The 15420-nt window shown below is 71.4% G+C and carries 12 protein-coding genes; 2 read left to right on the top strand and 10 right to left on the bottom strand.

Translation table 11 applies throughout. The features are described 5' to 3' along the window. Positions 1-123: 123 nt before the first annotated feature. From IE267_RS16510 to IE267_RS16465, 10 genes are all read right to left on the bottom strand, one after another. Positions 124-1356, bottom strand: a complete 1233-nt coding sequence (locus tag IE267_RS16510) for a 3-deoxy-7-phosphoheptulonate synthase (RefSeq protein ID WP_189763710.1) — start codon at positions 1354-1356, stop codon at positions 124-126. 51 nt (positions 1357-1407) lie between these two features. Then, the gene (locus IE267_RS16505) at positions 1408-1923 is read right to left on the bottom strand and encodes a hypothetical protein (RefSeq protein WP_189763709.1); all 516 of its coding nucleotides are present in this window, start codon (positions 1921-1923) and stop codon (positions 1408-1410) included. 126 nt (positions 1924-2049) lie between these two features. Continuing rightward, positions 2050-3252 (bottom strand): acyltransferase family protein, encoded by a 1203-nt coding sequence (locus IE267_RS16500; RefSeq protein ID WP_167158903.1) that lies wholly within the window; start codon positions 3250-3252, stop codon positions 2050-2052. 42 nt (positions 3253-3294) lie between these two features. Further along, on the bottom strand, positions 3295-4647 hold the full coding sequence (locus IE267_RS16495; RefSeq protein ID WP_189763708.1) for an aldehyde dehydrogenase family protein: 1353 nt from the start codon (positions 4645-4647) through the stop codon (positions 3295-3297). Continuing rightward, positions 4648-5745, bottom strand: a complete 1098-nt coding sequence (locus tag IE267_RS16490) for an amino acid adenylation domain-containing protein (protein ID WP_167158907.1) — start codon at positions 5743-5745, stop codon at positions 4648-4650. 28 nt (positions 5746-5773) lie between these two features. Beyond that, complete coding sequence (locus tag IE267_RS16485; RefSeq protein ID WP_167158910.1) at positions 5774-6919, bottom strand: FAD-dependent monooxygenase; 1146 nt, start codon at positions 6917-6919, stop codon at positions 5774-5776. Between the two features lie 34 nt (positions 6920-6953). Continuing rightward, on the bottom strand, positions 6954-7418 hold the full coding sequence (locus tag IE267_RS16480) for a PPOX class F420-dependent oxidoreductase (protein WP_229861229.1): 465 nt from the start codon (positions 7416-7418) through the stop codon (positions 6954-6956). Positions 7419-7515: 97 nt separating this feature from the next. Then, the gene (locus IE267_RS16475; RefSeq protein ID WP_189763707.1) at positions 7516-8751 is read right to left on the bottom strand and encodes an MFS transporter; all 1236 of its coding nucleotides are present in this window, start codon (positions 8749-8751) and stop codon (positions 7516-7518) included. A gap of 28 nt (positions 8752-8779) precedes the next feature. Then, entirely contained in the window at positions 8780-9604 is an 825-nt protein-coding gene (locus IE267_RS16470) for an oxidoreductase (protein WP_167158914.1), read from the bottom strand. A gap of 63 nt (positions 9605-9667) precedes the next feature. Next, positions 9668-10483, bottom strand: a complete 816-nt coding sequence (locus tag IE267_RS16465) for an alpha/beta fold hydrolase (RefSeq protein ID WP_167158917.1) — start codon at positions 10481-10483, stop codon at positions 9668-9670. 287 nt (positions 10484-10770) lie between these two features. Between IE267_RS16465 and IE267_RS16460 the strand changes: the two genes are divergently transcribed. Both IE267_RS16460 and IE267_RS16455 read left to right on the top strand, forming a co-directional pair. Beyond that, a complete protein-coding gene (locus IE267_RS16460) occupies positions 10771-14631 on the top strand; it encodes a type I polyketide synthase (RefSeq protein ID WP_189763706.1) in 3861 nt (1286 codons plus the stop codon). 117 nt (positions 14632-14748) lie between these two features. Beyond that, on the top strand, positions 14749-15393 hold the full coding sequence (locus tag IE267_RS16455; protein WP_167158921.1) for a TetR/AcrR family transcriptional regulator: 645 nt from the start codon (positions 14749-14751) through the stop codon (positions 15391-15393). Positions 15394-15420 lie beyond the last annotated feature (27 nt).

Genomic DNA, 15420 nt, shown 5'->3' with positions numbered 1-15420 from the left:
GAGCGTCAACCGTGGTTCGGTGCGGGCGAGTTGGTCGAATGCCGACGACTTGCCCGAGTAGTCGGGGCCAAGGAGTACGCAGAAGGGCGGGTGCTCGGTGTCGAAGTCGATGGGAAACCTCCTCTACAGGGCCGACACGAAGGTGTCGACGGCCAGCCCCGCCTGCACCGGGCTGAGCCGCGGGTCGCAGAGGCTGGTGTAGCGCGCCGTCAGGGCCGCCTCGTCGGGCACGTCCGCGCCCACGCACTCGGTGACGTCCTCGGCGGCGGTCTCCAGGTGCAGGCCGCCGGGGCGGACTCCGACGCCGCGCAGGGCGGAGACGAATCCCCGGATCTCGTCGCAGATGTCGTCGAGGCGGCGGGTCTTGAGTCCGTTCGACGCCTTGTAGGTGTTGCCGTGCATCGGGTCGCAGAGCCAGACGACGGGGTGGCCCGCGTTCTTCACGGCCTGTGCGAGGGGCGGCAGCAGCGTGCGCACGTCGTCCCTGCCGAACCGCGCGATCAGCGTCAGGCGGCCCGGCTCGCGCCCGGGGTCGAGACGCTCGACGACGTCGAGCAGGTCCCGCACCTGCACCTTGCCGCTCACCTTGCAGGCCACCGGATTCATCACGTCCGCAAGGAGCCGGACGTGCGCGCCCATGCTGTGCCGGGTGCGCTCTCCGATCCACGGGAGATGGGTGGAGCCGAGGAACCAGCCGCCTGCGGACTCGTCGAACCGCACCAGGGCCGTCTCGTAGTCCATCACCAGGGCCTCGTGGCTGATCCAGGTGCGCGTGCCGTCCGCCGGATTCCGGGCGTGCCGCCCGTCGAGGGCATCGGCCACCGCCTTGGCGGCCCGGTAGGCGCGCAGCATGCGGTCGGGGTCGTGCCTGCGCGACGCGGGGTCCGGGGCCTCGGAGTTGACGATGTGGCCGCGGAAGGCCGGCAGCCGGCGGCCGTTCACGTCCTCCGTGGCAGCGGACCGCGGCTTGGCGAACTGGCCGGCCAGCCTGCCGATCCGGACGACCGGGAGCCCGGTCGGGGCCGCGATGACGCCCGCGAGCCGCGCCAGGGCCGCCTCCTTGCGGGCGGCGTGCTCGGGCGTGCACTCGGCGAAGTCCTCCGCGCAGTCGCCGGCCTGCAGAACATGGCTGTCGCCGGCCGCGACGCCCGCGAGTTCGCGGCGCAACCGGAGCAGGTCGGGCAGCCGGGTGAGGACGGGACGGCCGGATAGGTCGGCGCAGACCTCGTCACGCCGGGCCGGGTCGGCCCAGGAGGGCTGTTGGCCTGCTCGGTAGAAGCGCCAGCCGGTCTGGTCCCCGGCGTGGGAATGCGGAGTACGGGCCGCTTCTTCAGCGGCCGCGAGGGCCTGGGGCATGAGAGTTCCTTCGCTGGGTCGAACGGCGATCGGGCGGGTGGCGTCTCGGGCCTAGGCATCCGCGAGATGGACCATGTGCGGGTTGAACTGCTCGTGCACATAGGCCCGTCCGCCGGCGGCGTAGTGGATGACGTACTCCTTGAAGGCGGAGTCCACCCACCGCTCGGTGAGGCTGTCGCGCCAGCGCATGAGCCCGGTGGACAACTGCTCGCGGTGCTGGTGCACCTGCTGGTCACGGAGCTGCAGGCCGATGGGGGTGAGTGAGTCGGGCACCCCCATCCGCTTGCGGGCCGCCCCGTCGAACACCACCCGGTTGATGCTGACCACCTCCTGTTCGGAGGTCACCAGGCAGGAGCGGCGCTCCAGTACGACGGAGGTGTCCACGAGTCCGAGCGCGGACCGTATGCCGCGCGGGAGCCGGCCTGCCGGGGTATCGCCCTGGGCATCGACCCGGATCGACAGGTTGTGGCCGGTGAGGGCCTGCAGGAGCAGGGTGGTGGAACCGTCACAGGCCAGCAGCATGCGGGTGCTGGCACTCAGTTCGGGCGTCGGCTGGAGCGTGGTCATCATTGGTCTCCTGGGCTGCCCTTGGTGTGCTGGAGAGGGAGGGTCCGGCGATCGCGCCAGTACGAGGGAGGGGGTGGCCACGCCGGGGGGATGTGCGCGGCCACCCCTGCTGGAGGGTTGCGTGCGTCAGCTGGCCCGCGCCGCTTCGGCCGGCTCGTTGTGGGAGGGCTCGGTGCTGCCGGTGGGGCCCGCGGAGTCGCGCGGCAGCGGCGGGCGGGTGCGTCCGAAGCGGTTCATCAGCGGCCGTTCCACGCCGATGTGGAGCAGCCAGGAGAAGAAGACGCTGATGGCCGCCTCCAGGGCGAGCAGCCCGGCCGCGGCCGGGGCGCTGTGCACCGGACTGAGGCCGAAGCGGTCGACGAAGACGTGCACGGTGATGTCGTGCACCAGGTAGAAGGCGAACGAGACTTCGCCGAGCCACACGAAGGCCCGGTGCCGCAGGACCGAGCCGCGGCCCGCGATGTCGGTCGTGGCCATCGCGGCGATCAGCAGCGCGACCGGGACCAGCGTCACGGCGCTCATCCCGAACAGCCACGGCACCCACATCTCGGCCACGTAGGCGACGGCGACCAGGAGCAGCGCCGGGACGACCCGGAAGTTGATCCAGCGGCCGGTCATGACGATCCGGGCCATCAGGATGCCCACGGCGAACTCAAGCATCCGGAACGGCGGCAGCTGCCAGACGAACCAGTACTGCCACACCGAGGCCCGGAAGCCCAGCGGCATGGTGGGGGAGCCGGGCAGGACCGCGTAGGCGATGGCCGGGATGGCGAACACCGCGGCGGCCAGGATGCCCACCCACAGCCACAGCCGCTCCGGCCGGATGCGCTGGATCACCCGGTGCAGCCACGGGAAGCACAGATAGAAGACGATCTCCACGGAGAGCGACCAGCTGGGCGGGTTGACGCTCTGGAACGTCTTCGCGTCGGGTATCCACGTGTGCAGCAGCAGCAGGTTGGGCACCTCCTGCTTCCAGGTGTTGTGGGCCCAGGCGAACAGCGCCAGCGCGGCGACGAAGGTCACCACGTGGTTGGGGTAGATCTTGACGATCCGGCGCCGCCAGAACTGCCGGGGCCGGTCGCCCGGGCGTGCCGACCAGGTCAGCACGAAGCCGCTGAGCACGAAGAAGAATCCGACACCCAGCCAGCCCGCCTTGCTGACGACGTGCGTGACGGTTTCGGCGCTGCCGCCGCTGAACGGCGTGTACGGCGGCAGCGTGGAGTGGAAGAGGAAGACCGAGAACGCGGCGAAGAACCGCATGCCGGTCAGCGAGGGCAGCCGTGCGAAGCGCGCGGACGCGGGCACGGTCGTCCTGTCTGCTCTGGACATGGTGAAGACTCCCCGATGTGTGGTGAGCGGTTGGCGACCGGGTCAACCGGCCGGTGTGACTACGCCCTTGGCGTCCAGGAGGAACTCGGTGTAGTTGCCGTCGTGCGGCATGCCCGGCACCAGGTCCCACGGCAGGACGGCACCATCGGTGATCTTCCGGACGGACGGGTCGAGCAGCGCCTGTCCGGTGATCGCGGCGTTGTCGGTCAGCAGGTTGAGCACCAGCGACGGCCGCAGCGGAGCGATGCCGTCGGCCGGGCTCCAGGGGGCGACCACGACGAACGGGAAGGCCAGCTCCGTACCGACGGCCGGATGGTCCGCGCGGTCGGCGGCGAGGACCATGGGGCGCGGCAGGAACGAGCCGTCGCCGAGGTCGACGAGGAAGTCGTCGCCGTACAACGGGCTGCTGTGGTCCGTGAGTTCGGTGGCCAGCTTCGCCATCTGCCGGCGCAGCGCGTCGGCGCGCTCGCGCCCGACGGCGAGGAGCACGCTCTCCGGTTCCGCGACGGGCAGCACCGGGACGCGGGCCAGCCGTTCGGCGAGCGCGGCCGCGGTGTCGTGAACGGCGTTGCTGGTCAGGACGGCGGAGAGATTGGTGCAACGGGTGCCGCCGTCGAAGGCGGCGCTCGTGGTCAGGTGATCCAGGAGGGCGTCGGTCAGCGGCACGTCGAGCAGGGCCCGGGAGCGACCCGGGCCGCGGGTGGCCACCCGGGCGTGATCGGTCCAGGTGCTCACCGCCTGCTCGTTGCCGTAGATGATGCCGCGGTCCGCCGCGTTCAGCAGGAACGAGCCGACGGCGTGCGGGCTCGGCAGGAAGGCCAGCTTCTCCGGGGGCAGTCCGGCGGACAGCAGGGCGGCGGCCAGCCGGCGCGGAGTGAACGGATCGCGGCTGCCGGGCCGGACGGCGACGCTGTAGCCGTGGTAGAGCGGCTGCACCCACGAGGCGTGCGGCAGCGGGTGGTTGCTGGCCATCACGGCCGTGAAGACCCGGCCCGACGGCGCCCGGTGGACGCGGTGGGTCGGACGCAACTGCGCGGCCGGCAGGTCCGCCGCGGCGGTGGCGGGCAGTTCCTCGATCTCGGTGGCCATGTCCGTCAGGGCCCGCCGGACGGTGGTGGACGCGAGGCCGGTGCCGCGCACCGTGCGGTGCACATAGGCGTCGGCGCTCTCGCCGTCCAGCTCGGCCGTGGCGAACAGCCGCGCGGCCGTGCGGAACACCTCCGGCTCGGGCGGCAGGCCGTCGGCCGAGCGGCGCAGCCGGTTGACGGCGGCCTGGGCGGCCAGCCTGGGGGCGAGGCCGACGTCCGCGAGCGGTTCGCCGTGCACGTCCGCAAGGACGCCGCGGTCGGCGCTCGGCCGGCTCTCACCGGCGACGAAGGGGTCGATGGTGAGCACTCAGTACACCCCCTCCACGACGTCGGCGTCCTCGTAGGTCGCCACGCTCGCGACTTCCGCGAGGCCGTCGACGCCGCCGTCCGAGGACGGCCGGACCCGCACGGCGGTGTCCCGCTCCAGCACGTTGGGCAGGAACATCTCCTCGCTGACCAGGTTCACCCGGACCCGGCCGCGCTCGCCGTAGCCGACCTGCCGGCCGTCCTCGTCCACCAGGTCGAGGCGGGTGGTCTCGGCGAACGGCTCGAAGACGCAGGGATGGGTGTCCTCGGGCGTCCGCACGCGCTGGGGGGCCACACCCATGAGGCTGTTCCCGTAGATCCCGACCAGGCGGGCGGTGGGGAAGAAGTCCTCCTGGACCAGCCGCAGGCTCTCCGGGCTGAAGGAGGTGCCGGCCCAGATGATGGCCTCGATGCGGGAGGCGACGAGTTCGTAAAGGTCCGGCCGCGCGCAGATGGCCTCGATCAGCGGGGGCGTGGTGCTCAGGACGCGCACCGGCTGGCTCAGCAGGATCTCGCGCGCCTGGTCGAGGAGGTGGTCGATGTAGTCGTCGGCCTCCTGCTGCCGCCCGGAGCCGAGCAGGCGTTTGACCCAGCGCGGGTCGAGGTCGACGGTGTAGCACAGGCCGCCGGCGGGCTCGGCGTACCGCGAGGTGTCGAAGGCCACCACGTGCGGGCCGGTGGGCCCCAGGTGCAGCCAGTCGCCGGTCTCGGGTACGCCGTGGTCGGTCAGCCGCTGCCGGGTCCAGACGCCCATCCGCGAGCGGTAGGCACCGTCGACGATCCGCTTGGGGGCGCCGGTGGTGCCGCCGGACTCGTAGACGCGGAAGACCTGTCCCGGTGCGGCCCCCCTGGGTATGAGGTCGGCCGCCGGGGTGGTGCGCAGTTCGCGGCTGACATCGGGGAAGCGGACCAGGTCGGGCGCGCCGGTGACATCGGTGAGCGGGTCGAAGCCCAGCTGCGAGCGGCGGGCGAGCCAGAACGGCGAGCCCGTACGGTCGTCGAAGTGCCAGGCCGTCATGGCGCGGACATGGGCGTCGAAGTCGGCCTGCCCGGAAGGTGGCCGGTGCGGGCCGGGTGGCTGGGCGGGAGTGATGGTCACGCGTTCGTCCCTTCGGAGCTGTGCGGCGTCAGAACGGCTGGTTGAGCGCGTCGTCCACCTGGTGGGCCACCACTTCCAGGCCGTTCCTGAGGAAGTCGGTCTGCCGGTCGAGGGATGCCTGGTCGACGGTGTTCATCTCGGCCAGGAGGATGTTGCGGGAGGCGTCCTGGGCGATCTTGGCGCGGGGGAAGCGGCGGTCCTGGAACTCGGCCAGCAGGCCCCGGAGTTCGCCGTCCCGGCCGAGCACGTCGCCGAGTACGGCGGCGTCCTCGATGGCCATGGCCGCGCCCTGGGTGCGGTGCGGCGCCATGGCGTGGGCGGCGTCGCCGAGCAGCAGCAGCCCCTCGTGGTACCAGGGCAGCGGGAGGAGCACCTCCTCGATCGGCGCGTACACGATGTCGTCGTCGGGCTTGATGCTGTCGCGCAGTTCGCCGATCAGACCCGTGTAGCCGGCCAGCCGCTCGGTGAGATGGCCGTAGAACCGCTCCTTCTGGTGGCGCGGGTTGTCCGGCTCCGGCGTCACGTGCAGCAGGTACATGACGTCCGTGTTGAGCGGGAAGAGGCCCGCCTTGGTGCCCATGCCCTGGAAGTACATGTTCCGGGTGACGTCGGGGTGCCGTTCGATGGCCACCCGCCACACCGAGTAGCCGGTGAACCGGGGCTCGACGCCGAGGGCCGCCTTGCGGAAGGAGGACCGGATTCCGTCGAACGCGACCACGAGGTCGTAGTGCTCGGTGCTGCCGTCGGTGAGGGTGGCCGAGACCCCGCCGTCCGCGGTGTTCTGCATCTCGGCCACGGAGGTGCCGTAGCGGACCGTGGTCCCCACGTCGACGCAGGCCTTTTCCAGTATGCGGGCCAGATCCCTGCGCTGGATGGCGCAGTTGGCGGGTACGCCGCCGACGCCCAGCTTCGACCGCAGCCCGAGCAGCAGCCGGGAGGCGGAGTCGTGGAAATCGACCCGGTCGAAGGTGAAGCCGTGGTCGAGGACCTCGTCGAGCAGGCCGAGCTGTTTCAGGGCCCGCAGCGCGTTGCCCGGGATGTTGATGCCGACGCCGGCGACGACGTTCTCCGACTGGATCTCGACGACGGTGGTCTCGATGCCCTGCTGTCCGAGCGCGGCACCGGCGGCGAGTCCGCCGATGCCCCCTCCGATGATCAGGATGCGGCGTTTCACTGTGACTCCTCACGCATGAGTGGACGATTCCGGGTCACTGGTGCTGAGACAGCCCCGCCACCCAGCGCGCGTGGTTGCGGACGAGCTGGCGGTCGGGTTCGACGAGGAGCATGACGCGGTCCGAGGCGATGAACTCGTCCGCGAAGGGGCCGCCCAGGTACTTGGTGGACAGCTCGTCGATGTGCTCGCGGGCCTCTGCGCCGAGGACCTCCTTGACCACCCGGCCGCGTATCTCCGCGAAGTTCAGGGGGTCGTCGTGCTGCCAGATGGTGACGGTGGCCCGCGGATCGCGGCGCAGATTGCGCACCTTCTGCCGGGCCACCTCGCTGTTGAGGGCGAGGTGGTCACCCACGGTGGAGACCCACACGATCTGGGTCTGCGGGGTTCCGTCGCGCATCAGGGTGGTCAGGGCGGCGAAGTTCGGCCCGTCCGCGAGAGCGCGGACCTCGGGGGCGAGACGGGGTCCCGCCTCGACCTCCATCTCCTGGTGAGGGGGCATGCTGTGTCCTTCCTTCGGGATGCGGTTCCTTCTTCGGGATGCGGTTCCTTCGTGCGGCAGGACGGAGCGGGTGCCGGGGCGCGGCCCGGGCGGAGGTTCAGCCCCGCAGCGCGGGACTGGACTCCTCGGCGTTGCTGGGTACTTCGGCGGGCCGCGGGCGCCCGCGGCCGCGGAGCGCGCCCACGCTGACGACCAGGGCGATGCCGGCGAGCACCTCGAAGCCGGCGCCGGCCAGGGGGTTCCAGCGGAGCATCCCCGCGTTGGCCAGCAGCCCGCCGACCGCGGCGGCGATCATCTGGCCCACGTAGACGGCGCTGTTGTTCAGTGCGAGGAGCATGTCGCCGCGGTCTCCGCCGATGCCCAGGGCCCGGTGCAGCAGCAGCGGGAAGCTGGGCCAGTGCACGAGGCCCCAGATGCCGACGGCGATCGCCGCGGCCAGCGGCCAGTGGATGGCCGGGGTGAGCACGACCAGCCAGAGGCCGAGCGCGGTGATGGTGAGCGTGAGGCCGACGACCGAGCCGAACCGGTCGGCCAGCCGGCCGCCGACGAAGACACCGCCGAAGCTGCCGACGCCGAAGAGCAGCAGGACCCACGACTGCCGGCCGGCGGACAGTCCCGTGATCTGCTCAAGGATGGAGCCGAGATAGGTGTAGACGGTGAACGTTCCGGCGGTCCAGGCGGCCGTCACCAGCAGGTGCGTGCGCGCCTGCGGGATACGGATCGCGGCCATCCGCTCCCGTACCGTGGCACCGGGGCCGGTGGGCACGTGCGGCAGGAAGAGCTGGATGCCGGCGACCGTCACGGCCGCGAGGACCGCGACCAGGCCGAACGCCCAGCGCCAGGAGGCGAGTTCGCCGATCCAGTTGCCGATCGGCACACCGAAGGCGATGGCGCTGGTCATGCCCGCGTAGACGATGGCAAGGGCCCGGCCACGCACCTCGGGCGGGCTGATGCGGGCGGCGACCGCGGAGGCGTTCGCCGAGTACAGGGCGGCGCCCGCGCCGGTGATCACCCGGCTGATCAGCAGCACGGTGAAGTTGGCCGAAAAGGCCGACAGGGCGTTGCCGAGGCCGAAGACCAGCATGACCGAGATGAGCAGCGGCTTGCGGCGGAATTTGGCGGTGAGTCCGGCCAGGATCGGCGCTCCCACCGCGTACGCGGCGGCGAACGCGGTGGAGGTCTGGCCCGCGAGCGCCGTCGAGAGGTGCAGGTCCCGTCCCACTGCCGGCAGCAGTCCGGAGACGATGAACAGGTCGGTGCCGGTTGCGAATGTTCCGAGCGCGAGCAGCCACACCCGCGGGTCCACCCGCCCGGCCGAACTCACCGAGGACATCGGAGTATTCCTTTCCGGGGACGGTTGATCAGATGGCCGTGTCCAGCGCGAGCTCGCGCCAGGCTTCGACCTCCTTGGCGACGGTCTCGAGCTTGCTTTCGACGCGGGCGACGCAGTCCGCGCCGAGCGGCAGGCGCATCGGGGGAGCGTCCGCCCCGGCCACGGTCACGATCGCCCGGGCGGCCTTGACCGGGTCGCCGGGCTGCTGGTGGTTGTTGTCCAGCGCCCACTGGCGGGTCTTGCCGACGGTGCCCGCGTAGTCCTCGATCGACGTGGTGCTGTGCAGCGAGGAGTCGTCCAGGAAGTCGGTCCGGAACACGCCGGGTTCGACGATGGTGACGTGGATGCCGAGCGGGGCGAGGTCGGCGCGCAGGGCCTCGCTGAGGCCCTCGACGGCGAACTTGGTGCTGTTGTAGATGCCCCAGCCCGAGCCGGCGGTGAAGCCGCCGACGGAGCTGATGTTGAAGATCCGGCCGGCGCGCTCGCGGCGCAGGTGCGGCAGCACCGCCCGGGTGACGGCGAGCAGACCGAAGACGTTGATGTCGAAGACCGCGCGGGCCTCGGCGTCCGAGGCCTCTTCCACGGCTCCGAGCAGGCCCCGGCCGGCGTTGTTCACCAGGACGTCGATCCGGCCGAAGCGCTCGACGGCGGCCTGCGCCACTTCCCGGGCCTGCTGCTCGTCGGTCACGTCGAGCGGCAGGCACAGCAGCTCACCGCCGTCCTTGCCGAGCGCGGCGCGCACGACCTCAGCGTCGCGGGCCGTCGCGACGACCTGATTCCCGGCGGCCAGCGCCTCCCGGGCGATGTGCAGGCCAAGGCCACGGGAGCTGCCGGTGATCAGCCAAACGGACATGAACTTCCTCCAACGTTCGGTGTGTTGCGTGGGCCGGGGGGCCGGGTTCCGCGGGTGCCGTGCTCAGGCGCCGGCGTGTTGGGCGAGGAACGAGCCGAGCACCGCGGCGAACCCCTGGGGGTCTTCCGCCAGCGCGTTGTGGCCCGCGTCGATCTCGGCGTAGGCCGCACCGGGGATCTCTTCGCGCAGCAGCTGCTGCTGGTTCGCTCCGCAGACGCGGTCGTGTTCGCTGGCGAACACCAGCGTCGGCGCGGCTATGCGGCCGAGCAGCGGACGCAGGTCGACGGTGAGGCCGACCTCGAACTGCCGGGCCGTGCCTGGCTGGGCGTTCTCCGCGATCTGCTGGACCAGCTTCTGGTGCGACGCCTCGTCCGTCGCCGCCCAGTACCGGGGGCCGAGCGTGGCCAGGGGGAACATCTGCGGGACGAGCGAGGTCCCCAACTCCGCGTCGGTGCGCAGCAGATCGAGGCAGTACCGGAAGTCGGTCGTCATCCGCTCGTCGGTGTACGCCCAGCCGGCGTGCGAGACGACCGAGCGCACGCGCTCGGGGTGCTCGGCGGCGAGGCGGAGCGCCACCACCGCGCCGAGGGAGTGACCGGCGAGGTGGAAGGTGTCGAGGCCGGCGTGGTCGGCCACCGCCAGCACCTCGGCGACCAGGTCGTCCAGGGTGAGCGGCCCGCCGTGGTCGACCGTCCCGCCGGAACCGGACAGGTCCGGGGTGACGACGGTGAACCGGCCCTTGAGCGCATCGACTTGCTGGGCCCAGGCGTCGCCGCGCGTGCCGGTGCCGTGCACCAGCAGCAGGGCCGGGCCGATGCCGTCGATGCCGTACGCGACGTCGGCATCGCCGCCGCTGATCCGTATCCCCGCACTCGGCATGTGGTGCCTCCTCGAGATTGGTCAACTGCCGGACAAGATGGGACCACGAGTCGAGGTTAGATGCAAGTATCACTTTTAACTGCAAGCCAAGTAAGCGGACTGCCCGTACCGGGAACGGGAGTTGACGCCCACGGGGCAAATTGGCGTGCGGTGCAGGTGGGGGCGTATCGGGTGGCCAGCGATGCAAGTAGGCGGCGTCGGTCCAATCTTGACCTCGCATCAATGATTGGACGACTATCACTTGTGCAGCACCGATGCTTCGCTCACGGGGAAGGCAGGCACGCCACATGGATCAGCCTGAAGTAGCGTCCGATCGCTCGATCGCCGTCATCGGCCTGGGATGCAGGTTGCCGGGCGCCGCGAACGTCGACGAGTTCTGGGAGCGGCTGATCGGCAATGCCGACAGCGTCACGGCGATTCCCGCCGACCGGTACGACGCGGCCGCGTACCACGCTCCCCACGCGGCCACCCCGGGCAAGTCGGTATCGGCGAAAGGCGGGTTCATCGCCGATCCCTTCGCCTTCGACCCCGGCTTCTTCGGCATCTCGCCGGCCGAGGCCCGCGCCATCGACCCACAGCACCGCGTCCTGCTCCAAGTCGTGTGGGAGGCGCTGGAGGACGCGGGCATCCGCCCCTCCGCCCTGGCCGGCAGCCGGACCGGTGTCTTCGTCGGCCAGGCGACCGCCGAATACGGCGACGAGCCGAGGCCGTTGACCGAGCAGGACATCCGGTTCACCATCAGCAGCCAGCTGCGGGCCATGGCCTCGGGACGCATCTCGTACGCCCTGGACCTGCGCGGCCCCAGCGTCGTCCTCGACACCGCCTGCTCCTCGTCCCTGGTGGCGGTGCACCTGGCCCGGCAGAGCCTGCTCACCGGGGAGAGCGACCTCGCCGTCGTCGGCGGCGCCAACGTGGTCCTCTCACCTCGGGACTCCATCGCCTACTCGCAGGCGGACATGCTCTCCCCGGAGGGGCGCTGTGCGTTCGCCGACGCCGACGCCGACGGGTTCGTCCGCAGTGACGGCGTCGGCGTCGTCCTGCTCAAGCGCCTCGCGGACGCCCGGCGCGACGGCGACCCGGTCCTTGCGGTGCTCGCCGGCAGCGCGGTGAACAACGACGGACGCAGCAGCGGGCTGCTGGTCAAGCCCTCCGTCTCGGGCCAGGTCGACATGCTCCGCGAGGCCTGCCGCAGCTCGGGGATCACCCCGGCCGACCTCGCCTACGTGGAGGCGCACGGCACCGGCACCTCCGTCGGGGACGCCGTCGAACTGGCCGCGCTGGCAGCGGTGATGGGCTCGGAGCGCGACCCGGACCGGCCGCTGCGGACCGGGTCGGTGAAGAGCAACATCGGCCACGCGGAGGCGGCCGCCGGCATCGCGGGACTGATCAAGACCGTCCTGATCGCCCGCAACGGCGTGATCCCCGCCTCGCTCCACCTGAACAGCCCGCACGCGCTGCTCGCCGGCCCGAACTCCCCCGTCCACGTGGTCACCGAGAACGAACCCCTCGAAGACCGCGACGGGACGTACCTCGGGGTCAGCTCCTTCGGCCTGTCGGGAACCAACGCCCATGTCGTCGTGGGCAGGCACCCCGAGGGCCCCGGCTCGGAGCCCGCTCCCGTCGTCGCGGACGGGCGCCCCGAGCTGCTGGTGATCAGCGCCCGTTCGCAGCGCTCCCTGGAACGGCTCGCGGCGTCCTACGCCCGCCATCTGCGGCCCGGTGGCGCGGGCCACGAGGAGCCCCTGCACGACATCTGCGCCGCGGCCGCCCTGCGCCGCGACCACCATCCCTACCGGATGTGGGTGATCGGCACCAGCCACGAGGAGATCGCCGGCCGGCTGGCGGCGCTGGCCGCGGGCGAGGAGATCGCCGACGGCGGACGCGGCGAGGCCGGTTTCGGCGCGGAGCGCCAGACGGTGTTCGTCTTCCCGGGGCAGGGAGCGCAGTGGCCGGGCATGGGGCGCAGGCTGCTCGACGCCTTCCCCGCCTTCCGTGAGCGCATGGCCGAGTGCGATGCCGCGATCCAGGCGGAACTGGGCTGGTCCGTCATCGCCTTACTGCGGCGCGAGCAGGAGGAGTTCCCCACCGAGATCGACGTGGTCCAGCCGGCGCTGTGGGCGATGGAGGTGTCGCTGGCCGCCCTCTGGCAGGACCTCGGTGTCAGCCCCTCCGCGTGCATCGGGCACAGCATGGGCGAGACGGCCGCCGCCGTGATCGCCGGCGCGCTGCCGGTGCGCGACGCGGCCGCGGTCATCTGCCGGCGCAGCCGGCTGATGCGCCGGCTCGGCGGCCGGGGCCGCATGCTGGCCACCGACCTGTCGCCGGACGAGGCCGATCTGGTCGCCGCCCGGTATCCCGACGTGTGCGTCGCGGTGGAGAACTCGCCGCACTCCACCGTCCTCGCCGGAGACCCGGAAAGCCTGGGCAGGCTCGCCGAAGGCATGGCGGAGCGCGGCCGACTGGCCCGGTTCGTGAACGTCAGCGTGGCCTCCCACTCTCCCGACATGGACGCGCTGCGGTCCGAACTCCTCGACGCCCTGGCCGACATCGGGCCGCGCGAGACGTCGCTGCCGCTCTACTCCACCGTGCGCGCCGAGTCCGTCCCCGGGACGGCCCTCGACGCGCGGTACTGGATGGACAACCTGCGGCGTCCCGTGCGCTTCGCCGGCGCGGTGTCGCAGCTGGCGAAACAGGAGGAGAGCGTCTTCCTGGAGATCAGCCCGCACCCGCTGCTGACCTCGGCCGTGGAGGAGACCCTGGACGCGATCGGTGTCCGCTTCCTCACCGTCGCCTCCCTGCACCGCAAGGAGGACGAGGGTGTCGAGCTCGCCCGCGCGGCCGGGCGCCTCCACGCCGCCGGCGCCGCCATCGACTTCTCCCGGTGGTTCCGGGACGCGGCACGCCCCGTACCACTGCCCCGGTACCCCTGGGACAACGAGCACCTGCGGGAACCGGCTGCCCCGCCGACGGCCACCGGTTTCACCTACGAACGGCCGCTGGGCGTCGAGGGGTTGGGGCTCTCGTTCCGCGGCAGGGCGGTCGTGCCGCCGATGCTGTACGTGGACGCCGTGCTCAGCGCGGTGCGTTCCGAACTCGGCGGAGAGCACCGCATCGAGGACATCGCGCTGACCGGGAAACTCATCGACCGCAGGCAGGCACTCGGGGCCTCCGTGCGGGTCAAGCTGCGCCCCCAGGGCGCCGACCACCTCGTGACGGTCCAGGTCGTTGCCCCGGGGTCGACCGGCGAGCCGGCCCGTAACTGCCTTACGGCCCGCGTCACTTCGGCCCCGCTCCAGGGCGGCGGGACGACCGAGAGCCTGGACGCGCTGCTCGCGCACTGCACCGAGTACCTGCCGGGACCGGACTTCTACGACGAGCTCCGGGGGTACGGGTACGAGGTCCCCGGCGACCTCGCGGGCGTCGGCCGGCTCTGGCGCCGGGCGGGGCGTGCGGTCGCCCGGATGCGTCTGCCGGAACCCGGACACGCCGGGGCGTGGGAGATACCGCTGCAGCCGCTGCTCGCGGTGCTGCCCCGCAGCGGACCGGACGGCACGAGCTACACGTATCTGCCCGTCGGCCTCGACTCCGTGGAGGTGCACGGCGATTCGGCCGACCTGACGGGGCCGGTGTGGAGCTCGGCCGTGCTCCGGCCGGTGGCGCAGGACGGCACGGATTCCTGGGATTCCATCGTCCGCGCGGACGTCGTGATCCACGCGGACGACGGGGAACGCGTACTGGCGGAGCTGCACGGGGTCCAACTCCTGCAGGTGACCGGCTCACCCGGCGCGGCGGAAGCCCGCGACACCCCGCCGCGGCAGCGGGCCGGGGCGGCGGGGGCGACCGGGCCGGCACATCCGGCCGTGGCGGACCTGCCCGGACCCGTACCCGTACCCGAATCCGCGCCCGAATCCGCGCCCGAGCCGGCCGCCGACGGTGAGGCGGCCGTTCTGACACATGCCGCGGCGCTCCTCGGCATGCGGCCCGAACGCATCGACCGCCGACGCCCGTTGCGCGAGCTCGGCCTCGACTCCATCACGGCCGTCAGGCTGCGCCAGCGGATACGGAACGCCATGGGAATCGACCTGCCCGTGGGGCGCCTGCTCGGCCGGGAGAGCATCGGCCAACTGGTGGCGGCGACCAAGATGTAAACGAATACTTTGCATCAAAGTTAAATTCTGGTATAAAACTGTAGAGGAGAACCAGGCCCAGCCGTACGGGCCGCGCCACATGGTTACAAGGTCCCCTCCCTTGTCGCTGGAGAACGTATGTCTGCTGAATCCCCTGCCGCGCCCGTTGCCACGGGCCGCCGCGAACGCAACAAGCAGCGGATGAGGGCACGCATCTTCTCCGCTGCCCTGAGTCTGTTCGCCGAGAAGGGCTTCGAGCAGACGAAGGTCGACGACATCACGGAGCGCGCCGACGTCGCGCGCGGCACGTTCTTCAACCACTTCCAGCACAAGGAAGAGCTCGTCACCACCTGGAGCAGTCAACGCCTATCGCGATTCGAGGAAAAATTGCGGCAGGGGACGTTCGAGAACGACGACCTGTCCGTCACCCTCGGACGGTGCATGGCGGCACTCGTCGAGGTCAACGAGGAGGAGGAACCGGGGCTCAACCGGGTCATGCTCACCTCGTGGGTGAGAGCGGGCCTGCCGATCACCGAACCGCCACGCACGGCCGAGGTCTTCGCCAACGTGATTCGGACCGGCTTGGCGGAAGGCAGGATCAGGTCCGACGTGGATCCCGTGCAGGTCGGATACCTGCTGCGCGACGCCTACTTGGGGGCGCTGTTCCGATGGTGTCGCGGAGACCTGAAGGCCGAAGGCCTGGCCGCGGAACTGCAGGGCATCGTGGCATTCATTCTGCCCAGCATCGTCAGCGACAGCCCCGCGGTCGCAGCCACGAAGTAGCCGTAACGGGGAGTGGCAGGGCAACAT

It is taken from the genome of Streptomyces xanthochromogenes (assembly GCF_014650455.1).
GTDB classification, from domain to species: Bacteria; Actinomycetota; Actinomycetes; order Streptomycetales; family Streptomycetaceae; genus Streptomyces; species Streptomyces xanthochromogenes.
The sequence above is the reverse complement of the archived record's forward strand: the minus strand, read 5'-3'. Positions and strand labels throughout refer to the sequence as shown.

Excerpts from the sequence above, each read along its gene's own strand:
- IE267_RS16475 (WP_189763707.1), bottom strand. The coding sequence starts at position 8,751 with ATGTCCTCGGTGAGTTCGGCCGGGCGGGTGGACCCGCGGGTGTGGCTG.
- IE267_RS16455 (WP_167158921.1), top strand. The coding sequence starts at position 14,749 with ATGTCTGCTGAATCCCCTGCCGCGCCCGTTGCCACGGGCCGCCGCGAA.
- IE267_RS16465 (WP_167158917.1), bottom strand. The coding sequence starts at position 10,483 with ATGCCGAGTGCGGGGATACGGATCAGCGGCGGCGATGCCGACGTCGCG.
- IE267_RS16510 (WP_189763710.1), bottom strand. The coding sequence starts at position 1,356 with ATGCCCCAGGCCCTCGCGGCCGCTGAAGAAGCGGCCCGTACTCCGCAT.
- IE267_RS16460 (WP_189763706.1), top strand. The coding sequence starts at position 10,771 with ATGGATCAGCCTGAAGTAGCGTCCGATCGCTCGATCGCCGTCATCGGC.
- IE267_RS16500 (WP_167158903.1), bottom strand. The coding sequence starts at position 3,252 with ATGTCCAGAGCAGACAGGACGACCGTGCCCGCGTCCGCGCGCTTCGCA.
- IE267_RS16480 (WP_229861229.1), bottom strand. The coding sequence starts at position 7,418 with ATGCCCCCTCACCAGGAGATGGAGGTCGAGGCGGGACCCCGTCTCGCC.
- IE267_RS16505 (WP_189763709.1), bottom strand. The coding sequence starts at position 1,923 with ATGACCACGCTCCAGCCGACGCCCGAACTGAGTGCCAGCACCCGCATG.
- IE267_RS16470 (WP_167158914.1), bottom strand. The coding sequence starts at position 9,604 with ATGTCCGTTTGGCTGATCACCGGCAGCTCCCGTGGCCTTGGCCTGCAC.